Raw genomic sequence first — 24,573 nt, 5'->3', positions numbered from 1 at the left:
CGGTCAGGACACGGCGCGCGCATTGTCGCGCTGCTCGGCGAAGCGGTTGGCGGGCCGCGCCAGGCCGAAGCGGTCGCGCAGCGTTCCCTGCGCGTATTCGCTCGGAAACACGCCGCGCCGTTGCAGCTCGGGCACCACCTGTTCGGCGAAGTTCACCCAGTCCTCCGGCAGCAGCGGGAACATCAGGTTGAAGCCGTCGGCGGCACCGGAAACGAACCAGTCTTCGAGTTGGTCGGCGATCTGTCTTGGCGTGCCCGCGACGGTCGGTACAGAACCGCTGTTGGCGAGCTTGCGGGCAATCTCTCGCAGGCTGAGATTCTGCTTCGCCCACTGCTTGACCCGGTTGAGCGACGTGCGCCCGCCATTGAAGGTGCTTTCGTCCGGCAGCGGCGGCAGCGGCCCGTCCGGCGGATAGACGGAGAGATCGATGCCGCTCCAGCTCGACAGCAGGTCGATGCCGACCTGGTCGGGCAGCAGGGTCTGGAGGTATTCCTGTCTTTCCCGGCCTTCCGCCTCGGAAGGGGCGACGATCGGCAGGATGCCGGGCAAGATTTTGAAGCTCTCCGGCCGCCTGCCGTGGCGGGCGAGACGCTCGTTGATGTCCTGGCGATATTTGATGCCATCCTCCTTGGTGCTGTAGGTGGCGAAGTGCGCATCGGCCTGCGCGGTGGCGAAGTTCTTGCCGTCCTCGGACGATCCGGCCTGGACGATCAGCGGATGGCCCTGCGGCGGCCGTGAGACGTTGAGCGGCCCGCGCACCTTGAAATGCTTGCCCTTGTGATCGATGGGATGGACCTTGTCGGGGTCGGCGAAATAGCCCGACGCCTTGTCGATCAGCAGCGCCTCGTCTTCCCAGCTGTCCCACAGCGCCTTGACGATATCGAGGAATTCGGCCGCGCGCTCATAGCGAAACGCATGCTCGATGTTGCCATCGCAGCCGAAATTGCGCGCCTCCTCATCCATCGCCGAGGTGACGACGTTCCACGATGCCCTGCCCTTGCTTATATGGTCGAGCGAGGCGAACATGCGCGCCACATTGTAGGGCTCGCTGTAGGAACTCGACGCCGTCGTGATCAGGCCGATATGGCTGGTCGCCCCGGCCAGCGCCGACAGCAGCGTCAGCGGTTCGAGGCGGGCATTGGCGTAGTGGGCGACACCGCTCTTGACCGAATCCCAGATCGACACGTGGTCGGCGACGAAGATGGTGTCGATCCTGGCCCGCTCGGCCGCCTGCACGAGATCGCGGTAGAACTCGAAGTCCAGCACCTCGCGGCCCGGCGCCCGCGGATGGCGCCACGACATCCGATGATCGCCCTGCGGGTTGAAGAAAAATGCGCTGAGGATCATGTGGGCTCGAGCCATGCCGGTCTCCTTCCAGATCTGCTCCGAGGGACGTCGCGCTGCTTCGGCAGACGGCGACAATCTCTCTTGAGCCCTGAAAGTTAGATTGCGCTCCGGCTTAATTCGAGTAACTTTATAGAGATAATGCATTGACAAAGTGGAAGCGATTGCCCTCGATCGCGACGCTGGAAGAAAGTGGTTTCAAGCCCCAATGTTCTCCTCGGTTCTGAACGTCGACCAGCTTTCCATCGCCTATGACGGGCGTAATGGGTCGCATCCCGCCGTCAGCGGCGTCTCGCTGCGCATAGCGGGAGGCGAAGCACTCGGCCTTGTCGGCGAGTCCGGATCGGGGAAAAGCTCGGTGGCGCTCGCCATCCTGCGCTATCTGCCGAGGAATGCCCGCGTCGCCGCGTCAGCGCTGGAGTTCCAGGGCCGCGAAATCCGTGACCTCTCCGCCGAGCAGTTGCGCCAGCTTAGGGGGGATCATATCGCCGCCGTCTACCAGCATCCGGGCGCGGCCCTCAACCCAAGCATGACGATCGGCCGCCAGGTCACCGAAACGATCATGCGGCATCGCCCGGTGGGCCATGACGAGGCGCGCGAGCGGGCTTCCGAACTGCTCGGGCGCGTTCGGGTGAGCCATCCGGGGCGGGTGCTGGGGCTCTATCCACACGAACTCTCCGGCGGCATGCAGCAGCGTGCCAACATCGCCATCGCCATTGCGCTCGACCCGTCGCTGCTGGTGCTGGACGAGCCGACGACGGCGCTCGACGCCAGCGTCCAATCCGAGATCATCGCCATCCTCTCCGACCTGCGCAAGGACCACAAAACCAGCATCCTGCTGATCAGCCACGACATCAACATGATCCGCCGCTCCTGCGACCGGGTGGCGGTGATGCAGTCGGGAAAGGTGGTCGAAAGCGGCGCCGCCGGCGATGTCTTCGACAATCCGTCTCACGCCTATACGAAGGCGCTCGTCGCTTCGATCCCGGCGCTCAATTACACCAAACGGAACGGAAGGCTGGCGGAGACGGACGGCCTGCCATCACACCCGGCGGTCCAGAATGAAGCCCCCAGCCCGCCAAAGGAACGCCGGATCGCGATTGCCTGCAAGGGCATCAGCCATGCCTTCGGCAGCCAGCCAGTGTTGCACGGCATCGATCTCGACATCGGCCAGGGCGAGACCTTCGGGCTGATCGGCGAGTCTGGTTCCGGCAAGTCGACCCTGGCACGGATCGTCACCGGCCTGCAGCCGCCCGACGCCGGGTCGGTCGAGCTGCTCGGCAGGACCGTCGCGCCGCGCGTCGAGAGAAGGAACCTTGCCGAACGCCGCGACGTGCAGATGGTCTTCCAGTCGCCGGATCGCACGCTCAACCCGCGCCAGCGGATCGGCAGGATCCTCGGCCGCCCGCTGCGCCGGCTCGCTGGCCTGCGCAGCGGTGAGGTCAAAGCCCGCGTCCGCGACTTGCTGCAATCGGTTCGCCTTGCCGGCGCCACAGCCGAGCAGAAGTCGCGATCACTATCCGGCGGCCAGCGGCAGCGCGCGGCCATCGCGCGGGCCTTCGCCGGCGTGCCGAAAGTCGTCGTGCTCGATGAACCCACCTCCGCCCTCGACGTCTCCGTCCAGGCGACCGTTCTCAACCTGCTCAACGACCTGCAGCGCGACAAGGACACGACCTATCTGTTCATCAGCCACGATCTCAGGGTCGTGCGCTACATGGCCGACAGGATCGGCGTTCTGTACCGCGGCCGCCTCGTCGAAACCGGCTCATCCGACCAGATTTTTCAGGGCCCCAATCACCCCTATACGGCATTGCTTCTGGCGGCAGCGTCCGATGAGGCCGAGCCGAAGCTATCCGCTCCAGCCGACATCGAGGAAGCCCCGAACACCGGATGCTCCTTCGCCCACCGCTGCCCTCTGGTCCTGCCCGATTGCAGAAAGGCCGAACCGCCCGCCAGAGAGACAGCGGCCGGCCATTTCATCGCCTGCTGGCGACACGGCAAGGCTTCGTAAGCGGATTACCGACAGTCCAAAGCCCTCAACAGCATGGTTCTTCCTCAGGCACGATGCGATGCCGGGATTGTCGCAGCATCGGAATCCAGCTTGCAAATGCCATCTTTTGAGGCCAGCCTAGATGCATGATGGCACGCCGGTCGCCAAAACATATGCTTGTCATGCTGCTCGCGGTATTCCTGACCGCCGGGTTCAGCCTGTCTGCCGCTCAGGCGAGCGTCATGTCGGCGAAGATGATGATGACTGGCGGCGGCATGACCATGCCTGTCGGCACCGGCATGGCCAAGATGGCCGACACCGGCATGAATGGCGATTGCAACGCCTGCCTCAAGGGCGCGGCCGACACCGGCAAACCGATGCATTGTCCACCGACCTGCATCGCACCGGTGCTCGCCGTACTCCCTCAAAGCCTCGCCATCGCCGTGGTTCCACCGGTGCAACAACCATCGGCGCCACCGATGCCGTTCCTTCACGGGCGAAGTTCCTTGCCCGACCCATTCCCTCCCAAATCCATCGATCTCGCCTGACGCCGGTTCAGCCATCCCGCGGCTGATTTCCGGCGTTTGATTGCCGCTGGCGCTTTGCGCCGGCAGGCACACAGCAATTCGACGCCGAGAGGCTCGCCGTCGATCGAGATCGCAAAGGGAGTGAGAGTGAGTACCGATTTCCGTCATATGATGTCGCGCCGCAGGTTCGTCCTTGCGGCGACGGGCGTTGCTGCGGCCACCCTGGTGCACCCCGCAACGCCAAGAGCATCCGCCGTCGATGAGCGCCGCATCAGGATCGCGCCAGGCCACGCCAGCTTCACCAGCCCTGGCGATCCGCTTACTCCTGTCTGGGCGTATGACGGGACGGTCCCCGGCCCGATGCTGCGCCTGCGCCAGGGCCGACCCGTTCACATCACGGTCGAGAACGGGCTGGACGAGGAAACCACGGTCCATTGGCATGGCATCCGCCTGCAAAACGCCATGGACGGAGTACCCGGCCTAACGCAGCAGCCGATCAAGCCGGGGACAGTTTTCGTCTATGAATTCACGCCGCCCGACGCCGGCACCTTTTGGTACCATCCGCATGCAAACAGCCTTGTGCAGCTCGGTCGCGGGCTCGCCGGCGCCCTCATTGTCGAGGAGACCGAGCCCGTTGCCGTCGACCGCGACCTCTTGTGGTTGTTGCAGGACTGGCGGCTTGCCGACGACGGGCAGATGGCGCCCGGTTTCGGCAGCGCGATGGACGCGGCGATGTCCGGCCGCGTCGGCAACGTCGTCACCATCAACGGCACGGCGCCGGCCGACCAGAGCGTAAGGGCTGGCGAACATGTCAGGCTGCGGCTGGCCAATGCGTCGCTCGCCCGCATCATGTCGCTGCGCTTCGAAGGCCACCGCCCGGTCGTCGTCGCGATCGACGGCCAGCCCTGTGATCCGCATGAACCGGAGGACGGCCGCCTTGTTCTGGCACCTGCCATGCGCATCGACGTCGTGATCGATATGCAGGGCGACCCAGGCAAGCGTTACGCAGTGATCGACGATTTCTATGACGGCCTCGCCTATACGCTGACCACGCTTGCCTATGACAGCGCATCGCCACTTCGGACCCATCCTCTCGGTACGCCGCTTGGCCTGCCGCGCAACCCGTTGCAGCAACCCGATCTCGCAAGCGCCGAGCGCCAGGAGATCGTCCTGCAAGGCGGCATGATGGGTGGCGGCAAGCTCGCCGGCGTCGGCGGCATGATGGGCATGGCGACACCCGGCATGAAGGGTGGCGCTGCGTGGGCGATCAACGGCATGTCGATGACCGGTGACGGCCACGCCGGCATGGCGCCGCAGTTCACCCTGCCCCGCGGCGCAACCTGTCATCTCACAATGCGCAACGAAACTGCCTGGTGGCACCCGATGCACATCCACGGCTTCAGCATGCTGGTGCTTGCGCGCAACGGTTCGCCGGTACCGTACCGGCAATGGCAGGACACGGTGCTGCTCGCTCCCAGGGACACGATCGAATGCGCGTTCGTCGCCGACAATCCCGGCGACTGGATGCTGCACTGCCATGTCGCCGACCACCAGATGGCCGGCCTCATGACGGTGTTTCGTGTGACCTGATTTTCTCGTCAAAACAACAATAAGACAACAAGGAGTACTGCAATGAAACTGACTTACTCTCTCGCCGCTTTCGCCGTCGCGATCGCAATGCCGCTGCCGGCTGTCGCGGCGACGATCAACGCGGTGATGTACAAGAACCCGCAATGCAGCTGCTGCGAATCCTATGCCAACTATCTGGAACACAACGGCTTCAAGGTCGACATCAAGCCCGTCAACAATCTGTCCCAGATCAGCAGTGACGCCGGCGTGCCGGCGGACCTCGAAGGCTGCCACACGCTGATGGTCGACGGTTATGTCGTCGACGGGCTGGTGCCGGTCGATATCGTCAAGAAACTATTGACCGAACGGCCCGCCATCACCGGCATCACGCTGGCCGGCATGCCGACCGGTGCCCCCGGCATGGGTGGCGAGAAGGCTGGCCCTTTCATCGTCTACGCCTTCACCAAGGACGGCAAGGCGCCCACGATCTACGCGACGGACTGAAAGGAAAGCGCCATGTCTGCCGATACGTCGGACTGCCCTGCCCGAACCTGGCTCGCCATGACGTTCCTGCGGCTTGAATCGAGGGAACGGCAGCTATGAAGATGGTCGCTCTCGCTCTCTTCGGCGCACTGCTCGCGGTGCCTGGACCTGCGACGGCCGGCGAGCCGCCGCAGAATTTTGCTGTTCAGGCGAGCCCGCAGCCGCTTCCGGAGATTCAGTTCCAGGACGGCGATGGACAACCCAAAACGCTCGCCGATTTTTCCGGCAAGGTCGTGCTGCTCAACATCTGGGCGACGTGGTGCGCTCCCTGCCGAAAGGAAATGCCGACGCTCGACAGGCTGCAGGCCAAACTCGGCGGGCCGGACTTCGAGGTCGTCGCGCTGTCGATGGATCGCGGCGGTCCGGACAAGGTGAAAAAGTTCTTCGCCGAGATCGGTATCGAGCATCTCGCCCTCAACATCGACACGTCGGCCAAGGCGATGTTCGCGCTCGGCGCCCTCGGCCTTCCCATGACATTGCTGATCGACCGCCGGGGCAAGGAGATCGCCCGCCTGATTGGTCCGGCTGAATGGGATGCTCCCGACATGGTCGATTTTATCCGCAGCCATTTTGCTGCCAACTGAGAAGGAATTCACTGTGACCGCCACAGAACTGATCCGAGCCAAGGAGGCCTCGTTCGGCCGCAATGTCCTCGCCTCGATTCGCTACTATCTCGGCGGCCGGCGTGGCTTCCCCGCATTGGCGGCGGCCGTGATCCTCGCAGGCCTTGCATCCAACTGGAGCTGGCTGGCCGCGGCGGGCGTCACGCCGCTGCTTCTCAGCGCTTTGCCTGCGTCGCAATGTGCGCGCTCGGCCTCTGCATGCACAAGATGACAGGTCGCGCCTGTCCGGCCGAAGACGGTTCCCCCAAAGCTGAAGAGGTCGCCGTTGGTCCGACAACGGTGCCCGCCGATCTGAAAGGCAACAGCTGATGCCAGTCCGTATCCAAGAATGGATGCATTTCCTGCGGTGCCTGATTTCCGTTGCTGCGCTGATTGTGGGCTTCGTCCACGGCGCGCAAGCGCACTCGCTCGAAGAACTCGACGCCATGCTTCAGGGCGACGAAAAGTATTTCCAGCAGATCGACAAACCCGCGCCCGACTTCATGCTGCGTACCGCAGACGGGCACATGGTGCGGCTGGCTGATCTGCGTGGCAAGGTTGTCATCCTCCATTTCATCTACACATCGTGCACGGACGTTTGTCCCTTGCATGCCGAGAAGATCGCCGAGATCCAGAAAATGGTGAACGGCACGCCGATGAAGGACCAGGTCACCTTTGTCAGCATCACCACAGATCCGACGAGAGACACGCCGGACGTGATGCGAAAATACGGACCAACGCATGGGCTCGATCCCGTCAATTGGGCGTTCCTGACCACAACCCAGGACCAGCCGGAGGACGCTACCCGCACGCTGGCGGAAGCTTTTGGCCACAAATTTACCAAAACGGACGACGGCATTCAGGCGCACGGCATCGTCGCGCATGTGATCGACAAGGAGGGCTATTGGCGCGCGAATTTCCATGGCCTGGATTTCGCACCGATCAATCTCGTCACCTTGGTCAATGCGCTGACCAATAGCATCGAGCGGCCGCATCACGAACAGCAAGAGGGCTGGCTGGCGAAATTAAAGAACCTTTTCTGAAGCATCATCCGAAGGAAGGAGAACCCTATGATCTATAATTCAGGGCAATTCGGCGGAGTTTCCGGCAAAATGGCCCGTTCCCTCATGCTGGCCATTGCAACGCAACCGCCAGGTGGCGCCGATCATGGCGGGCTTCATCGTCGGCGACCAGATTTTCCCGGGCGCGACCGATCTTGCGACGATGAAGAGCCTGGTCGAGCAGGCCAGGGCCGCCAAATGAGCCAAATATCGCACGCCAGTCGACGAACGGTTCTGCGCGGCATTTTTGGGGCCGCCGCGATTATGGGCTTCCTCAAGGATACGGATTTGGCAATCGCCGCGGAGGATCCAGCACTGGCGAGCCGCTTCAAAGACCTCAGCGAAAACGGCAACAGCACGTGCTCGGCCAAATTCACGGAATCGATCGCCACCATGCCGAGCACCTCGCTGATCAAGGGCTCGTGCTGCAGCCCGATGGAAATGAAGCGCTATGTCGAGCAGGTGAACGGCTTGGCCAGATACCGGGACATAGCGATGATTCCGAGCGATCCGTACGATATCCCGGCGGGCATCGCGCAGAAGATGATGCCTTACTACGATATGAAACTCACCAGCACCGAACAGCCGACCTACGACTATGCGATGGCAAATTCCGAAGAAAAGGGACCATGCTGTTGCCAATGCTGGCGCTGGAAAGTGTATGGCGGACTGGCGAAATACCTGATCCACGAGCACGGTTTTAACGGCAAGCAGATCGTCGATGTATGGAACCTCTCCGACGGCTGCGGCGGGGCAATGTAAAATTGCCGTGGCGTGCTGGCTTGCCGTAACCGGAAGCGCGGAGTTTCTATCGCCGTGCTGGGCTTGGGCACTTCCTCGCATACAAGTACATTCGTTTATGCTAATATATCCTAGTCATGCACAATCGTTCGTGACTAACCAATGGGAGGACGCGATGAAAACCATGAATCGCAGGTCTGCAATTGCTCTCGGTATGACGGCCGCCGCGGCGACGCCTTTTTTTGCCCTGACGGCGTCCGCGAAGGTCAAGAAATACGGCCCGAAAGAAGGCAAGGAGATTGCGCCCGGTGTCAGACTGGTTGAGGTCGGCACCGGCAACTCCGACATTCCCGCCTACAAGAGCATCGCCATTGTCGACATAGTCTTTCAGCCCGGAGCACACGCCCCTCAAACCGTGATGGACAACGACATGGTCTGCACGATCACTTCCGGCGCGTTCACCATCAAGAAGGCAGACAAGGAATTCAAGCTCAAGACAGGTGACATGTACACCTGCTCCAAGGGCAAGACCGACGAGGCGACGAATACAAGCAAGGAGGTCGGTGTGCATCGTCTCGCCGTCCTGATACCTGCCTAGCAACTGGAACTCCGGCCGGACGGTTGGTTGCATCTCGTCCGGCCATCTCTTGCCTAACTGCGGCTGCCGGCCTCGTGGCCGATGGCCGCTACGAGCCGGTCCCGGCAATGCACCGGATCACTCGCGGCATGTTGCTTCAGGCACAGTGCGCCGACGGCATTGGCTCTTGAACGGTGGAGCCGGACCCGCGTACCATCGCGCCATCTGAATTGAGTCTGCTTTATTAGTCCGGGCTAACGTCCGGATTGGTCTGGATATTTTCCTTTGAACACGCAAGCAATCGGCGGCGCGCCGGAGCGCGGCAGATCGTTTGCCCATGTGGCGGAAGCCTCCTGGGGCAAGGGCCTCAGCACCTTGCTCCGTATCGTGCGCATGACGCTGCGCCATCCCTGGCAGGTCTCCATCACCATCGTCTCGACCTTCATTGCCGCGACGCTGCAGCTGTTCATTCCGCGCCTGCTGGGACGCGCCATCGACCAGGCGCAGGGCGTCATGACCACGGGTGCCGGTGCCGCGGCAGAGCAGGCGCTGTGGAACACGGCGCTGACACTGCTCGTCGTCAGCATCCTGCGCGGTCTCTTCACCATGGCGCAGAACTACTATGGCGAGGCCGTCGGCCACCGCACCGGCTATGAGCTGCGCCTGGCATTCTATGAGAAGATCCAGCGATTGAGCTTCTCCTTCCACGACAGGGTCCACACCGGAGATCTGATCACGCTCGGCCTGCTCGATCTCGACGGCGTGCGCATGTTCTTTTCCACCGGCATCCTGCGCGTCGTGCTGCTCGGCGTGCTGATCGGCGTCGGCGCCTATCTGCTGATCAGCACCGACCTCGTACTCGGGCTGCTCAGCTTGAGCTTCGTGCCGTTCGTTGCCTGGCGATCCTCAGTCACCCAGCTCGCATTGCGCAGCACCTGGCTGACGCTGCAGGAGCGCCTCTCGGTGCTGAGCCGGGTGATGGACGAGAATCTCGGCGGCATCCGTGTCGTGCGCGCCTTCGCGGCGCAGCGGCACGAGCTCGAAAAATTCGACCGCGCCAAGCTGTCGGCATTGGAGCTTGCCAATCAGCGCGTCGACATCCGCGTCGCCAACACCAGCGCCATGAACTTCTCCTTCTTGGCAGCCATGGGCCTGGTGCTCTGGTTCGGCGGCCAGAAGGTGATCGCGGGCCAGATCAGCGTCGGCACGCTGGCCCAGTTCCTCACCTTCATGACCATCCTGCAGATGCCGGTTCGCCAGCTCGGCCTGATGGTCAACTCGTTCGCGCGAGCCTCGACGTGCGGCACCCGTCTGTTCGAACTGCTCGACGCTGAGCTCGACATCGAGGACGCGCCTGGCGCCAGGGACCTCGTCGTCACCGACGGCGTGTTGCGCTTCGACAATGTTGGCTTCCGCTACGAGGGCGCGGGCGGACGGCCGACGCTGTCGGGCATCTCCTTCGAGGCCCGGTCCGGTGAAACCGTCGGCATTGTCGGCCCGCCTGGCAGCGGCAAGTCGACCATCGCGCACCTGATCCCGCGTTTCTATGACGTCACTTCAGGTTCAATCACCATCGACGGCCAGGATATCCGTGAGGTGGCGCTGCAGTCGCTGCGCAAGGCCGTCGGCGTCGTGCAGCAGGATGCGTTCCTGTTCACCACCTCGATCGAGAACAACATCGCCTACGGCAATCCCTGGGCGCGCGAGACCCGCATCGGGCAGGCCGCCGAATACGCCCAGCTGCACAACTACATCATCGGACTTCCCGCGGGCTACACCACGGTGGTCGGCGAACGCGGCGCGTCGCTTTCCGGCGGCCAGCGGCAGCGCCTGACCATCGCCCGCAGCCTTATGCTGCGGCCGTCCGTGCTGGTCTTCGACGATTCCACCGCGGCCATAGACGCCGGTACCGAGCAGCGGATCCGGGCGGCGATGAAGCGCTTCGCCAGGGATCGCGTCACGCTCATCATCTCGCACCGGCTGAGCTCGCTGATGCATGCCGACCAGATCCTGTTCGTCGAGGGCGGCCGGGTCGTCGAACGCGGCACGCATGAGCAATTGCTGGCGCTCGGTGGACGCTATCGCGCGCTCTACGACCTGCAGCTGCGGCCGGACGACGATCGGCCCTTGGCGGGAGCCGCGTGATGTCGACGCAGGCCGACGACGATAAGGAAGACACCAGCGGCCGGCCGACAAAGGCCGTCGTCGGCTCGCATCGCGACGAGGAAGAGGTTTTCGGCAAAGCGTACGATCCGCGCATCATCAGGCGTATCTGGAGCTTCGTGAGACCCTACCAGAGCCGGATTTTCCTCTCGGTCGCCGCGGTGCTGGTGTTCACCCTGACGCAATTGGCGATCCCGCTTGTCATCCGCTACGCCATCGACCACGGCATGACGGCGGGCAGGCTCGACCGGTCGGTGATGATCGCCGCGACCGGCGCGTTCACGCTGGTCATCCTCATCAACTATGCCGCCAGCTACGTGCAGGAAAGCGTCGTCGGCAAGGTCGCCGAGAACGTGCTGTCCGACCTGCGCCGTGCCATGTTCAGCCATCTGCAGCGTGTCTCGCTGAGCTTCATGGACAAGACCGAGGTCGGCCGGCTGATGTCGCGCCTGCAGGGCGACGTCAACTCGATGCAGGAATTCCTCGAGACGTCTGTTATGTCGGTCGGCGACATCGTGCTGTTGTTCGGCATTGTCAGCGTGCTTTTGTGGCTCGATTTCCGGCTCGGCCTGCTGACGCTGTCGACCATGCCGGTGCTGTTCGTCGTGCGCCTGTTCTGGCTGCCGCGCGCCAAGGTCGCCTTCATGGCCGCGCACGAAACCAACTCGATCGCCAACGGCGCGCTGGCCGAAGGCATTCATGGCGTACGCACGGTGCAGAGCCTCGAGCGCCAGCACGTCAATTTCGACCTTTACGACGAGAAGGTGCTGGCCAATCTCAATACCCATCTGCGCTCGGCGAAATATGCGCAGGTGATGGTGCCGATCGTCGACACGCTGACCGGCATCGCCATGGCGACGGTCATCGTCGTCGGTGGTTCGATGGTGCTCTCGCACAGCCTCGATATCGGCGTCATGGTGGCGTTCCTGTTCTACATCCAGCGCTTCTTCGACCCGATCCGCTCGCTGACCATGCAGTACAGCGTCATGCAGCGCGCCATGGCTTCGGGCCAGCGCATCTCCGAAGTGCTCGATGTCCCCGTCGACGTCAGTGACAGGCAAGGCGCCGTCGCCCTGACGCGCTACATGGACGGCTCGGTCGAATTCAGGAACGTCACCTTCGGCTATAGGCCGAACCAGCCAGTGCTGAAGAACATCTCCTTTCGCGTCAATCCGGGCGAGACCGTGGCCCTTGTCGGCCCGACCGGGTCGGGCAAGTCAAGCTCGATGGCGCTGGTGCACCGGTTCTACGATGTCTGGTCGGGTCAGGTCCTGGTCGGCGGCCACGATGTGCGTGACCTGACGCAGGATTCGCTCGGCGATCAGGTGGCGATGGTGCTGCAGGAGCCGTTCCTGTTCTCAGGTTCGGTGCTGGAAAACATCCGCTATCACAAGACGGGTGCCAGCCGCGAGGAAGTGGTGCGTGCCGCGAAGGCTGTCGGCGCGCACGATTTCATCGAGAACCTGCCCGATGGCTACGACACCGAGCTCGAGCAGCGCGGCGGCAATCTCTCGCTCGGCCAGCGCCAGCTGATCAGTTTTGCGCGCGCGCTGGTGGCGGATGCGAAGATCCTGGTGCTCGACGAAGCCACGGCCAGCATCGATTCCTACACCGAGATGCTGATCCAGAAGGCGCTGGTCAAACTGCTGGAAGGCCGCACAGGGCTGGTCATCGCCCATCGGCTCGCCACCATCCGCGGCGCCGACCGCATCATCGTCTTGCAGAACGGCGAGATCGTCGAAAGCGGCAACCACGAACAGCTGATGGCAGGAAAGGGCCTCTACGCCCGCCTTTACAACATGAATTACGCCTCGTTCGATGACATTTCTGGGGAAGAAATGGCAATGGACGCGGCGCTCGGCAAAGCGACCTGAGTGCGGCCGGCAAGGTTCGACCCGACAGATCGCCTGCTGCCCGTGCGTTTTCTGAGAAGGCTTATGTGCGAGATCGCCTGAGGCAAGCGGCGATTGCGCAATATGGCCGTTGTCCAAAGATCGCTTGTCCCGATTTTGTGAAGGAACGTGTGGGTGCAGAATCCGTTTCCGTCCCGTGCATGTCTCGCATGAACAGGAGGCATCCTCATGAAACGGCAGATGATGCTCACCGGTGCCATTGTCTTGGCGGCCGCGAGCGCGATCTCTTTTAGCACTGTCGCCGATGCCGCGGTCGTCAGGCACCATTTTGTCCGCCATGTCGCGACACATCGCGGCGGCGAGCATCGGCACGTGGTTCACCGGGAATATCTACGGACTGACATGTGGGTTGGCGGCGGTTGGACGGGCGACAACTCGGCCGGTGACAATGCCCGAATGGACAGCTACTACAATGGTTACGGCAGCTACCATGGGTATGTCGGCGACTTTTGCGGAACCGTCGCGTGGACGCTCGGTCTATGCGGTCCCCACGGCCCCTGATTCCTGACTGATATGTGGGGCCAACGAATTGTTTGACCGCCCGGATGCTACGCCATTTCGGGACGTCTTGACGCCTCGCGAATGGCCTTGTGGACGCCGCGCTGCAAATCCATGAATGCCGGGCTTTCCATCACCTCTTCACGGCGCGGACGCTCGATGTCGACGTTGAACGTCTGCGTGATGCGCCCCGGACCGATCCCCATGACCACGATCCGGTCCGACAGATAGACGGCCTCCTCGACGTCATGAGTGACAAACAGGACGGTCAACCTGTGTTCCTCCCAGATCTGCGTCAGCAGCTCCTGCATCTGGTGCCGGGTCAAGGCATCGAGCGCGCCGAAGGGCTCGTCCATCAACAGCATCTTGGGCCGATAGGAAAGCGCACGGGCGATGGCAACGCGCTGCTTCATGCCGCCCGAGAGTTCGGCCGGATAGCGGTCGGCGCTGTCCGACAGCTTGACGAGCTCGAGATGCTCGAGCGCGATGCTACGGCAGGTCGAACGGTCGTAGCCGGCGGCCTTGAGGGCGAACTCGATGTTCTGCCGCGCCGTCAGCCAGGGAAGCAGCGTGTAGGACTGGAAGACGACGCCGCGATCGAGCCCCGGCTGCAGGATCGGCGCGCCATCGATGCTGAGATCGCCGGCGTCGAAATCCTGCAATCCGGCGACAATCGACAGCAGCGTGCTCTTGCCGCAGCCCGATATGCCGACCAGGGAGACGAACTCGTTGTCGGCAAGATCGAGGTTGATGTCGCGCAGCACTTCCTTGCGCCGCTCGCCCATGCCGAAGCTCTTGTTGAGACCGGCGATCCGCAATTTGGGGGGGGTCATCGGCGGCACCTCATTGCGAGCGGCCCTCCTGCTTGAACAGCACCTTTTCCAACGCCTTCATGACCTGGTCGGTGATCAGGCCGAGCAGGCCCAAGAGCAGGATATAGCCGATGATGGTGTTGGTCTGGAAATAGCGCTGCGACACGGTGATGCGATAGCCAAGCCCGGATGTCGCCGCGACGAGTTCGGCGAGCACCAGCCAGGTCCACGCCCAGCCCAGGCTGATGCGCAGCGTATCCCAGATACCCGGCAGGGCGCTGGGGACGACGATGCGCGTCAGGATCTTGCGATCCGGCAGGCCGAGCGTGCGCCCAAGGCCGATGAAATCGGCGGGAACCCGTTTGACGTTGTCCATGATCATCAGCACCTGCTGGAAGAAGGTGCCGATGAAGATGATCAGGAATTTCTGCGTATCGCCGGTACCCGCCCACAGGATGGAGAGCGGCACGAAGGCGACGACCGGCATGTAACGGATGAAGTCCACCAGGGGTTCGATGGCCGCTTCCCAGGAGCGGAAACTGCCGATCAGAACGCCGATCGGTATCGACAGTGCCGAGGCGATGAGGAAGCCGATGGAAATGCGGTACATCGAGGCTTTGAGGTCCAGCCACAACGTGCCGTCAGCCGCGAGCTTGGCGATCTGCGTCGCGACGCTGCCCGGCGATGGCAGGAAGATCGGCTTCACCCACCCCAGTCCGGTCGCCGTCCACCAGGCAAGGCCAAGCCCGACAAAGACAGCCACCGCGATCGTCAGGAAACGCGATCTGGCGATGGGCACGCCGATCCCGGAGGATCGGCGGTGCCTCGCCGGTTTCGTGATGGGGCCTGGCGCGGAATGCGCCGGGCCTGTTTCCGCCGGTCGCTCCGCCGACATTTGCGTCACCACAGCGATCCGGCCTTGGTCATTCCGCCGCCTTGACGAAAGACGGGTCGATCATCTGTTCCGGCGTCACATCGGCCTGCAGCAGCTTGGCGTTCTTGGCAGCGGCTTCGACATCGGCGAAGGTCTTCGTGCTGAAGTCGCCGGTGAGCGCCGTCTTGTTTTCGGCAAGCGAGTAATAGCGCACGCCGTCAAAGGCGGTGTTGAGGTCCTTGACGTCCGAACCGACGGCCTTGGCAATGATGGCGCGGCCGCCTGATGTATCGGCTTTGTAGTCCTTGAGCGCCGCGTCCCAGCTCTTGATCATGGCCAGCACCTGGCCGGGCCGCGACTTGATCACCTCGTCGCGCACCACCAGCACGTCGCTGATCAGGCCGGGATCCTCGCCGGCGGTGAACAGCAGCTTGACTTCCTTGTTCTGCGCCATAGCGACAGTGAGGTACGGTTCGTAGGTCACCGCGACCGGCACCTGGCCGGCGATCAAGGCGCCGCCTGCGTCGGATGCCGGCATCGGCACGGGCTTCACGTCGTCGATCGACATGCCGTTCTTGGCGAGCGCGTATTTGAGCAGGATGTCGCTCGTCGTGCCTTCCTCGAAGGCGACTTCCTTGCCCTTGAGGTCCTTGATGGAAGTGATGTCCTTGCCGGCGATCATGGCATCGGCGGTCATGCTGACATCGAGCAGCAGCACGATCTTCACCGGCAGGCCGGCCGCAACCATGCCCATCGCCGTGTGCGTGGCGATGTTGGCGGCGTCGAGCTGGCCGCTTGCAAGCGCCGCGTTGATGTCCTTGTCCTCGGCGAAATTAACGATCTGTACGTCGGTCAAACCATTTGCCTTGAACAGCGCCTTGGCCTCGGCGACATGCCACTGGCCATAGCCAAGCCAGGGCTCGATGCCGATCTTGAACGCTCCCGCCTCGGGTGTGGTGGGAATGGCCGCATCGGCCGCATGGGCTGCCGGGGCGGCGGCGAGCCCGATGGCGGCGGCCATCACGAGCGCGCGAAATTGTCCTGTTAGGTTACGCATCATCTTTGTTCCCCTTGATGATCAGACCGCTTTTCTTACCCAGGCGTCCGGTCTGTTGAGACTGCGGGTTTCTGCTCTTGCGGCACTGTGCCTCGGCGTCTTACCTGCCACTTCATGGTGAAGTGCGACGATATTTCAGCGTCAGCAGGAGCGGATGTCAAGGCTAAAATACATACATGCATATACAAGTTGGAAGGGACTCAATTTCCACTTTGATCGGGTGCATCTCCCTGCCCTTAATACATGCAGATACGTTGGCAACGAAACCTCTCCGTCTTGCGTCGCAGCGTTGCCGTCAGCTGTTTTTGGAAGGGGAATAGCGGCTGCCGAGCGAGTAGCGGCTGCCGGCATAAGTCAGCCTGCTGATCGTTGCCACCACCGCGCCCGTCCATGTCCGGCGGTGCAGGAAAAGGCAGCAGGCGCCGACATCGATGCCCAGATGCCGCGCCGTCTCGGCATCAGCCGGTATCGCCGAGATGATATGCTCGACCTCGGTCACCGGGGTTTTCTGCATCAGGTAGTCATAGGTCGCCGTCTTCGAAAAATCCTGCTTGTCGTAGTCGGGTATCAGAGTCGGATTGACGAAGCGCTCTTCCAACTGCACCGGCAGATCGTTCTCGAAATTGACGACAACGGAATGATGGATCGAGACACGTTTTGGAAATTCGAACGACAGCGCCAACTCCTTTGTCGGCATGATCGTTTCGAGCACGAGGACTTCGGAGCGATGCCTGTTGCCGCGCTTGACGATTTCCGCCGCGATATTGTTGATCTCGATCAGCGCGGATTGCGGCCGCGGTGGCGCAATGAAAGTTCCCACACCTTGCAGCCGGGTCAGAAATCCCGCCGCGGTCAGTTCGCGCAAGGCGCGGTGCACCGTCATCCGCGATACGCCGAGCGACGCCACCAACTCATTCTCGGACGGCAGCTTGCGATCCTTGCTCCACTTGCCGGTTCCGATATTCGTCAGAATATAGTCCTTCACCTTCTCGTAGAGAGGGCTGGCCGTATCGGGCAAAGTGATCATTTCAAAGTCCTTTCCGGCGATTGATCGGAAATCACAACGGCTCGACAGGTTGCCGCATGCGAATGATTGTTTTCAAGCCGTCGCTGCGCCCCGCCAACAGCCGCTCGTAGGTGGCGGGAATCTCATCCAGGCCGATCTCTTGATCGATCAGGGCCAGCAGCGGTTCGCTGAGTTCACCCAGCATCCGGACGGCCTCGGGCAGCTCGTCGGCAAAGGCGTGGCATCCCAGCAACCCGATTTCGCGTTCGACCAGGATGTTGGGGTCGATGTCGAGCCTGCCATGGAAGATGCCGATCATCGCAACCGTGCCGCCGGGATCGAGAACGCCGAGCAACTGGTTAAGTGCCGTAACGCTGCCTGTCGCTTCGACGGCCGCGAGCAACGGGGCATTGGCGGTGGCGATGGCAACGGCATCCCGGTTCAGGTCGACGATCGTTGCCCCGGTCACCCGCGCCACCCGGGCGCAACGGGCCAGGTTGCGGTCGGCGACCAGCACGGTACCAGCGAAGGTGCGTGACAGCAGCAGCGCGGCGAGACCGCCGATGGGTCCACAGCCGACGACCAGCACGGAACCTGCCGTTTTCGGCAGCCGCCGCACCGCGTGCAGCGCCACCGCCAGCGGCTCGGCCATCGCCGCTACCCGCTCGTCAAGTGCGGCATCGATGACATGCAGCAGCCGTGCGGGCAGCACCGCCTGTTCTGCAAATCCGCCGTCGCAGATCTCGCCCACGAAGCCCAGATCAGTGCAGAGATGCCACCTCCCGGCGCGACATTGCGCGCAATCTCCGCACCAGAAGCGGGAATCGGCAATCACCCTGTCGCCGACGGCGACCGTATCGACGCCCTCGCCAATGGCGATCACCGTGCCGGTCAGCTCATGGCCGGCCGTCGAAGGCGACCGGCTTATCCATTGGCCGGTGCGGAAATTGTGCAGGTCCGAACCGCAAATGCCGGCGGCATCGACCCTCAGCTTCACCCAGCCCGCATCCGGCGTGCCCGGCGCGGCGATGTCCTCGACGCGCAGGTCGCCGGGTCCATAAAGTCGTGCGGCCTTCATCGCGATCGTTTCCGCTCAGCCGGCGAGATAGCGGTCGCGGATCTCCGACACCGCGTTCTCATGCGAGCTGAAGCCCTCGTAGCGGGCGAGCCTGCGCGCATGCAGCGCGAGTTCAGGATAGGCCGCCGAGGTCACATAGCCGACCGACGAGCGCTTGACGAAATCCGTCACCGAAAGTGGCCCATAGGTTCGCGCCCAGCGGCTGGTCGGCAGTACGGCATTGGGTCCGAGGACGAAGTTGGCAAGGGTCACCGGCGTGTGCGGTCCCATGAGAATTTCGGCTGCCTCGGTGATGCGTCCCAGATGCGCGAACGGCTCCTTCGACAGGATCTCGAGATGTTCGGGCGCATAGTCGTTGATGAAGCGGTAGCTGTCTTCCAGCGACGCGGTCAGCACGATGCCGCCGCGCTTTCCCGTCAGCACTGCGCGCGAGAACTCAACACGCTGTTCAGTCATCCGCGACCAGTGATCCGGAAGTGCAGCGAGTGCTGCTTCGGCGACCTTGCGGCTGTGCGTCACCAGATAGGCCGAGGAATCCGGCCCGTGCTCGGCTTCGATGAGAAGATCAAGCGCGGCAAGGCCGCCGTCGACGCTGTCATCGGCAAAGATGATCGCTTCCGACGGGCCGGCTGGAAGACCCGTATTGATGACGGAGGACAACACGCTCTTGGCCGCCACCACCCACGGGCTGCCGGGACCGACGATCTTGAGTGCGGGCTTCACTGTCTCGGTGCCGTAAGCGACGGCGGCGACGGCTTGCGCGCCGCCGCATTTGTAGACGGTCCCGACGCCGGCAAGGCGCGCGGCGACCAGCGTTGCAGCGTCCACCGAACCATCCGATGTCGGCGGCGTCACGATGGCGATCTGCGGCACGCCGGCAATCACCGCCGGTACCGATGTCATCATCGTCACCGACGGGAAGGCGCCCTTGCCGCGCGGCACGTAAAGCGCAACGGAAGCGATCGGCGTGTATCTGTCGCCGGCATAGGCGCCCGGCCGGACTTCCTTGAGCCACATTGTTTCCGGCTTCTGCTCCTCATGGAAATGCCGGATGTTGTCGATGCCGAACTGGATGCTCTCCACGACATCTTTTTCGACCTTGTCGAACGCCGCGTCGAACTCACTCTCCGACACCTGCAGTTCACCCTCGGCGACATTGGCCTTGTCGAGTTCCCTGGCAAACCGGATCAAGGCGGCGTCGCCTTCGTCCTTGACGGCCCGGATGATCGGCCGGACCTTCTCGACGAAGACCGTCAGATCGGTCTCGGCGCGCTTCAGCAGACTGGCGCGCTGGTCGGCATCGATGGATGACAAATCGTGGAAGCTGATGTCGGACATGGCAGCTGGTTCTCCTGGGACTTTTCGAACGCAATGACGGCTGGTCGGCCATCTTTCGGCGGGCCGACGGGTCGACCCGGGACGAGGATCAAAACCATCGCGAGGCTTCGCTCGGACAAAAAGTATATACATGTATGTATGATGGTCGCCAGCAATTTTTCCACCGTCCTTCCGGTCGAAACTGCCGAGGCAAACCGCTCCCATCAGATCGAGGCGAGAAAGCCGCCATCGACCGGGATGGACTGGCCGGTGATGTAGGCCGCGGCATCCGAAGCGAGGAAGACGGCGATGCCGTGCAGATCGCGGAGATCGCCGAAACGGCGCTGCGGAATCTTGGCCAGCATCGACTGCTGCCATGCTTCGCTGCTGTAAAACACGTCGGTCATCGCCGTCCTGAAATAGCCCGGCGCAATGGCGTTGACCCGGATGCCAAGCTCCGCCCACTCCACTGCAAGCGCCCGTGTCATGCCGAGCAAGCCCGACTTGGACGAGCCGTACGGCACCGCCGTGGGGATTCCGACTTCCGATGTCAGCGAACACAAATTGATGATGGCACCCGACCGGCCGGCGTCCCGCATCTGCCGTGCGGCGGCCTGGGCACAGAAGAACGCTCCCTTCAGATTTGTATCGACGATCCTGTCCCACAGCGCCTCATCGACATCGAGCGAGGGCCGCACCTCCTCCATCCCGGCATTGTTGACGAGAATATCGAGACCGCCAAGCAGGCCGGCGGCCTCGGCGGTTGCTGCCCGGCACCGCTCGACATCGGTGACGTCAAGCGCGATGGCGTGCGCCACCCCGCCGGCCGCGCGGATGGCTGTCGTCGTCGCCTCAAGCGAAGCCAGGCCGCGGGCCGTGACCGCGACGTCGGCGCCGGCTGCGCTCAGCGCCTCGGCGATGCTGCGCCCGATGCCACGGCTTGCGCCGGTGACAAGCGCCTTCCTGCCGGAGAGATCGAAGAGAGAAGCATTGCGCATGTGATCCTCCTTGCTGTGCCGGCTTCGGTTTCGAGGCTATCATATCATATTGCATATACAAGCATATACAAAGTACTTCAGCTGCGCTGCTGATGGCATCATTCGCCGCATGAGCACCCTTGTCATCAATGTCGACGGCACATTTTATTTGGCCTCGAACCGGACGCAGGTCTTAACTTTCGCGGCGTGGGTTTTTACATCCCTTGGCGTCTGCAAACCATTGACGCTTGAGGAGGCTCCTTTGCAGCAGCAACCAGACTCTGTCGCCGCCCGCCGATTGGGCATTCTCATCGAGCAGTATGTGGAAGCGCGCAAAAAGCGCTACGACTATGTGTCGACCGAACACGCCTATCGGGCCATCCGGCAGGTCCTCAAACCCGCCATTCCCGATCGCGAACTCGACGACATGGTCGCCTCGCATGCCGTCAAGAAGGGCTTGGCAGTCGTTTTCGACCGCCAGACCAAAGCGTCCGCCGATGATATTCCTCCGGGGATCCGGTCTTAGATCAACGCATGCCTGCCGGCCGCGTCAGGCCGCCGACCAATAAGCGCCGGCATCCGCGCCCGGTTTGTCGAATACAGGACGGTTGTCCTGTTTTGCCATGCCGCGCAGAAAATCGCCAACCATGCCGTGACCTTTGCGAAGCAATGGGCTCTACTCGTCTTCCGAACCGCCCGCAGTCGGCTTGCCTTCTATCACCTGCCGCAAGGCATCGTTGATGCGATCCTGCCAGCCGGGTCCATCCTCCTGGAAATAATCCAGAACGGCTCGGTCGATCCGGATCGAAACAAGCTCCCTGACACCTGGAGCGGCCGAGGGCTCACGAACCGGAGCAGCCGGCTTCTTCACCGGCTTGAAGGCGGCCTCGGCGGCCGTCATCGGATTTGTCGGTCGGCGCGGGGAATTAGCCATTGGGTGACCCTGACTGAAGATGATTCGTGCCCGGTGCTGCACGCTTGCGCCATCTTAGCCCAACCGGCGCCGTCGCGCAGGTCCTTTTGGTTTCGAGCGGCCGGCAACGGTCGGGCGCACTCTTCGCGGCCCGCTCTGGCGTTCGTCACTCGGCTGCCTGAAGAATTTGTGCGTCGACGATAACCCTGATTTCGGCGCGGCAGGAGCCGCAATTCGTTCCGGCATGCAGCGCCGCGCCGATTGCCGCGACGCTGCCGCAACCCTGACGCACCGCTTCCGCGATCTGGTTGGCGCCGACGCCGAAACAAGAGCAGACGATGGCGCCGCGGTCGGCGTCGATCCCGCCGGGCCGCCCGGCCACGATCGCCAGCCTGCCGCGCCGGTCGACATAATCGGCACTCAACTGTTCCGCCGCCCAACCACGCGAAACGGCAACCGGACCGGGCGCGACGAACAAGGCCCCGGACAATTGATCGCCGTCGAAGGCAGCGATGCGATGCTGGCCGGCGTCGCGGTCATGATAGGCGAGGATTTCGGCGCCCGGTGACGTGCCGAACAAGGAGCCGGCGAAGCCGGACCAGTCGATGTCGTCATCGCCAAAGGCAAGCTCGACCCGCCAGCCGCCTTTGCATTTGGCCACGGCCCAGTAGGCCGCTATGTCGAGTTCCGGCCTCCGCCGCGTCACCGCGAAGCCGAAGGCTTTCGCTGCGAATTTCTCGATACGGGCAGCCACGTGTTTCAGCGCCGGCTGGCCGGAAATCGGGTCGGTCAGCGGCGCGGTCAGCGCATCGAGCCGGCCCTTTGCCGCAAACTGATCGGTCCAGTGCATCGGTGCAAACAGGCTGCCCTGGCGCTGGCGTGCGGTCACAAGCGCGCGCACCAGCACGTCGCCGCGCGGGCTGGAAACGCGCGCGATGTCGGCGTCGCCGATGCCGTAAAGCGCGGCATCCGCCGGGTGGATTTCGACGAAGGGCTCGGCGATGTGCTGGGAAAGCCGCGGGCTTTTCCCCGTCCGCGTCATGGTGTGCCAATGGTCGCGGATACGGCCGGTGTTGAGGATCAGCGGATAGTCCGGGCTGGTGCGGATTTCTGTAGTGGGGCGGATGGCAATGAAGCGCGCCTTGCGGTCGGGTGTGTAGAAATTGCCGTTGGCGAAGAAGCGGGTATGTTCGCCTTCTGGTTTAAGTCCAGCCTGAGCGCCCCCCTCTGGCCTGCCGGCCATCTCCCCCTCAAGGGGAGAGATTGGCAGCTTCGGCGCTTCGCTCAGTTCTGCGACGCTGGAGATTGGTGAAAGCCCGTATGACAGCCGATCTCCCCCCTTTAGGGGGAGATGGCCGACAGGCCAGAGGGGGGTGCCTTGCCTCGGCGCCGGCCACTGGAACGGCTCAAGCGCCTCATACCCCTCCGCATCAACCCCGGCATAAGCGCCAATATCGAAATCCCGCGCGCCATCGTTCTCGAACCCCGACAGCGCGGAATGCTCGGCAAACACCTCCGCCGGCGTGGCATGGGAAAACGCCTCGCCAAAACCCATCCGCTTGCCCACCTCGGCAACAATCCGCCAGTCCGGCAGCACTTCTCCGGGCAGGTCCAAAAAAGTACGCTGGCGCGAGATGCGGCGCTCGGAATTGGTGACTGTGCCGTCCTTCTCACCCCAGGCGGCGGCGGGCAGCCGCACATGGGCGTGGCGCACGGTGTCGGTCTGGGCCAACACGTCCGACACCACGACGAACGGGCACGCCTTGATCGCCGCCTCGACGGCGTCGGCATCCGGCATCGAATCGACCGGGTTGGTGGCCATGATCCACAGCGCCTTGATGCGCCCGTCGGCCACCGCCTCGAACATCTCGACCGCCTTCAGGCCGGTTTTTTCGGCAACAGTCGGCGCGTTCCAGAAGCGCTGCACGCGGTCACGATGTTCCGGGTTTTCGACTTCCATATGGGCGGCCAGCATGTTGGCCATGCCGCCGACCTCGCGGCCGCCCATGGCGTTGGGTTGGCCGGTCACCGAAAACGGCCCTGCCCCCGGCTTGCCGATGCGGCCGGTGGCAAGATGGCAGTTGATGATGGCGTTGACCTTGTCGGTGCCCGAGGATGACTGGTTCACCCCCTGGCTGTAGACGGTCACCGTTTTCGCGGTCGCCGAAAACAGGCTGTAGAACCGGCCAAGCTCATCCTCGCTCAGGCCCGTGGCGGCGGCAACGCCGGCCAGGTCGAGCGCCGACGCCGCGAAAAGCGCCTGCCCGAAGCCGGTCGTGTGCGTCGTGATATAGGCGCGGTCGAGCGCATTGTGCTGGCCGAGATAGGCCAGCAAGCCGGTGAACAGGGCAACGTCGCCGTCCGGCGCGATCGCCAGGTGCATGTCGGCGATGTCAGCGGTCATCGTGCGACGCGGATCGACCAGCACGATCTTCATCTCCGGCCGCTTTTCCCGGGCCGCCGCGATGCGCTGGTAGAGCACGGGATGGCACCAGGCGAGGTTGGAGCCGACCAGCACGATGAGGTCGGCAAGCTCCAGATCCTCGTAGGTTCCCGGCACCGTATCGGCGCCGAAGGCACGGCGATGGCCGGCGACTGAGGAGGCCATGCACAGGCGCGAATTGGTGTCGATGTTGGCCGAGCCGATAAAACCTTTCATCAGCTTGTTTGCGACGTAATAGTCTTCGGTCAGAAGCTGGCCGGAGACATAGAAGGCAACCGAATCCGGGCCGTGCTCGGCGATGGTTTGCGAGAAGGTCGAGGCGACCAGGTCGAGCGCCTCGTCCCAGCCGGCGCGGCGGCCGTGGATCTCCGGATGGAGCAGCCTGCCGTCAAGGTCGACGGTCTCGGCCAGTGCCGAACCCTTGGAGCAGAGCCGGCCGAAATTGGCCGGATGGTTGGGGTGGGGCGGGGGGGGGGGGCGAGAGCGACCCCGCCCGCCCGCGCGCCCCCGCCCCGCCCCCCCCCCCCCCACGCGCGCGGGGGGGAGGGCGGGCGGCAAGAAGAAAGAA

General features: G+C 63.2%; 23 protein-coding genes. 13 read left to right on the top strand and 10 right to left on the bottom strand.

Features of this window, described 5'->3' with window-relative positions:
* Positions 1-3 precede the first annotated feature (3 nt).
* Positions 4-1,362: an LLM class flavin-dependent oxidoreductase gene (locus NKJ90_RS30270; protein ID WP_023759567.1), complete on the bottom strand. Its 1,359-nt coding sequence runs from the start codon at positions 1,360-1,362 to the stop codon at positions 4-6.
* A 190-nt stretch (positions 1,363-1,552) separates the two neighbouring features.
* Here NKJ90_RS30270 and NKJ90_RS30265 point away from each other — a divergent pair, with 190 nt between their 5' ends.
* The 12 genes from NKJ90_RS30265 (at position 1,553) to NKJ90_RS30210 (ending at position 13,531) form a co-directional block, all read left to right on the top strand.
* A complete protein-coding gene (locus tag NKJ90_RS30265; protein WP_023759568.1) occupies positions 1,553-3,355 on the top strand; it encodes a dipeptide ABC transporter ATP-binding protein in 1,803 nt (600 codons plus the stop codon).
* 161 nt (positions 3,356-3,516) lie between these two features.
* Complete coding sequence (locus NKJ90_RS30260; protein WP_245266623.1) at positions 3,517-3,882, top strand: hypothetical protein; 366 nt, start codon at positions 3,517-3,519, stop codon at positions 3,880-3,882.
* Between the two features lie 126 nt (positions 3,883-4,008).
* Positions 4,009-5,451: a multicopper oxidase family protein gene (locus NKJ90_RS30255; RefSeq protein ID WP_502904956.1), complete on the top strand. Its 1,443-nt coding sequence runs from the start codon at positions 4,009-4,011 to the stop codon at positions 5,449-5,451.
* A 42-nt stretch (positions 5,452-5,493) separates the two neighbouring features.
* Positions 5,494-5,934, top strand: coding sequence for a DUF411 domain-containing protein (locus NKJ90_RS30250; protein WP_023759570.1), 441 nt, complete (start codon positions 5,494-5,496; stop codon positions 5,932-5,934).
* A gap of 95 nt (positions 5,935-6,029) precedes the next feature.
* Complete coding sequence (locus NKJ90_RS30245) at positions 6,030-6,557, top strand: TlpA family protein disulfide reductase (protein ID WP_023759571.1); 528 nt, start codon at positions 6,030-6,032, stop codon at positions 6,555-6,557.
* A 13-nt stretch (positions 6,558-6,570) separates the two neighbouring features.
* Positions 6,571-6,807, top strand: coding sequence for a hypothetical protein (locus NKJ90_RS30240; protein WP_245266626.1), 237 nt, complete (start codon positions 6,571-6,573; stop codon positions 6,805-6,807).
* Positions 6,808-6,904: 97 nt separating this feature from the next.
* Positions 6,905-7,618 (top strand): SCO family protein, encoded by a 714-nt coding sequence (locus NKJ90_RS30235; RefSeq protein WP_352487501.1) that lies wholly within the window; start codon positions 6,905-6,907, stop codon positions 7,616-7,618.
* A 27-nt stretch (positions 7,619-7,645) separates the two neighbouring features.
* Positions 7,646-8,398, top strand: a complete 753-nt coding sequence (locus NKJ90_RS30230; protein WP_245266629.1) for a hypothetical protein — start codon at positions 7,646-7,648, stop codon at positions 8,396-8,398.
* A 154-nt stretch (positions 8,399-8,552) separates the two neighbouring features.
* Positions 8,553-8,975, top strand: coding sequence for a hypothetical protein (locus NKJ90_RS30225; RefSeq protein WP_023759577.1), 423 nt, complete (start codon positions 8,553-8,555; stop codon positions 8,973-8,975).
* 264 nt (positions 8,976-9,239) lie between these two features.
* Positions 9,240-11,099: an ABC transporter ATP-binding protein gene (locus NKJ90_RS30220; RefSeq protein ID WP_352487500.1), complete on the top strand. Its 1,860-nt coding sequence runs from the start codon at positions 9,240-9,242 to the stop codon at positions 11,097-11,099.
* Positions 11,099-12,991, top strand: coding sequence for an ABC transporter ATP-binding protein (locus NKJ90_RS30215; RefSeq protein WP_023759578.1), 1,893 nt, complete (start codon positions 11,099-11,101; stop codon positions 12,989-12,991). The genes NKJ90_RS30220 and NKJ90_RS30215 overlap by 1 nt, the downstream gene beginning before the upstream one ends.
* Before the next feature lie 207 nt (positions 12,992-13,198).
* Positions 13,199-13,531, top strand: a complete 333-nt coding sequence (locus tag NKJ90_RS30210) for a hypothetical protein (RefSeq protein ID WP_023759579.1) — start codon at positions 13,199-13,201, stop codon at positions 13,529-13,531.
* Positions 13,532-13,578: 47 nt separating this feature from the next.
* Here the strand turns inward: NKJ90_RS30210 and NKJ90_RS30205 are convergent, their stop codons facing one another.
* From NKJ90_RS30205 to NKJ90_RS30175, 7 genes are all read right to left on the bottom strand, one after another.
* On the bottom strand, positions 13,579-14,361 hold the full coding sequence (locus NKJ90_RS30205; RefSeq protein WP_023759580.1) for an ABC transporter ATP-binding protein: 783 nt from the start codon (positions 14,359-14,361) through the stop codon (positions 13,579-13,581).
* A gap of 10 nt (positions 14,362-14,371) precedes the next feature.
* Positions 14,372-15,139 carry an ABC transporter permease gene (locus tag NKJ90_RS30200; RefSeq protein ID WP_031260273.1) on the bottom strand — a complete coding sequence of 256 codons (768 nt, stop codon included), beginning with the start codon at positions 15,137-15,139 and terminating at the stop codon, positions 14,372-14,374.
* 124 nt (positions 15,140-15,263) lie between these two features.
* Complete coding sequence (locus NKJ90_RS30195) at positions 15,264-16,271, bottom strand: ABC transporter substrate-binding protein (RefSeq protein ID WP_031260274.1); 1,008 nt, start codon at positions 16,269-16,271, stop codon at positions 15,264-15,266.
* A gap of 295 nt (positions 16,272-16,566) precedes the next feature.
* Positions 16,567-17,298: a histidine utilization transcriptional repressor HutC gene (hutC, locus tag NKJ90_RS30190; RefSeq protein WP_023759583.1), complete on the bottom strand. Its 732-nt coding sequence runs from the start codon at positions 17,296-17,298 to the stop codon at positions 16,567-16,569.
* Positions 17,299-17,329: 31 nt separating this feature from the next.
* Positions 17,330-18,355, bottom strand: a complete 1,026-nt coding sequence (locus tag NKJ90_RS30185; protein ID WP_023759584.1) for a zinc-dependent alcohol dehydrogenase — start codon at positions 18,353-18,355, stop codon at positions 17,330-17,332.
* 15 nt (positions 18,356-18,370) lie between these two features.
* Entirely contained in the window at positions 18,371-19,693 is a 1,323-nt protein-coding gene (gene hisD, locus NKJ90_RS30180) for a histidinol dehydrogenase (protein WP_023759585.1), read from the bottom strand.
* Between the two features lie 203 nt (positions 19,694-19,896).
* Positions 19,897-20,670 carry an SDR family NAD(P)-dependent oxidoreductase gene (locus tag NKJ90_RS30175; RefSeq protein ID WP_023759586.1) on the bottom strand — a complete coding sequence of 258 codons (774 nt, stop codon included), beginning with the start codon at positions 20,668-20,670 and terminating at the stop codon, positions 19,897-19,899.
* A 109-nt stretch (positions 20,671-20,779) separates the two neighbouring features.
* On the opposite strand from NKJ90_RS30175, the gene NKJ90_RS30170 reads away from it, so the two are divergent.
* Positions 20,780-21,175, top strand: a complete 396-nt coding sequence (locus NKJ90_RS30170) for a hypothetical protein (protein WP_023759587.1) — start codon at positions 20,780-20,782, stop codon at positions 21,173-21,175.
* Between the two features lie 150 nt (positions 21,176-21,325).
* Here the strand turns inward: NKJ90_RS30170 and NKJ90_RS30165 are convergent, their stop codons facing one another.
* Together NKJ90_RS30165 and NKJ90_RS30160 are read right to left on the bottom strand one after the other, a co-directional pair.
* Entirely contained in the window at positions 21,326-21,583 is a 258-nt protein-coding gene (locus tag NKJ90_RS30165) for a BrnA antitoxin family protein (protein WP_023759589.1), read from the bottom strand.
* Between the two features lie 145 nt (positions 21,584-21,728).
* A complete protein-coding gene (locus NKJ90_RS30160) occupies positions 21,729-24,563 on the bottom strand; it encodes a nitrate reductase (RefSeq protein WP_502904957.1) in 2,835 nt (944 codons plus the stop codon).
* Positions 24,564-24,573: the final 10 nt, after the last annotated feature.

This window comes from Mesorhizobium sp. M0051 (genome assembly GCF_040323235.1).
Lineage (GTDB): Bacteria > Pseudomonadota > Alphaproteobacteria > Rhizobiales > Rhizobiaceae > Mesorhizobium.
This window is presented reverse-complemented; position numbering and strand designations above follow the sequence as displayed.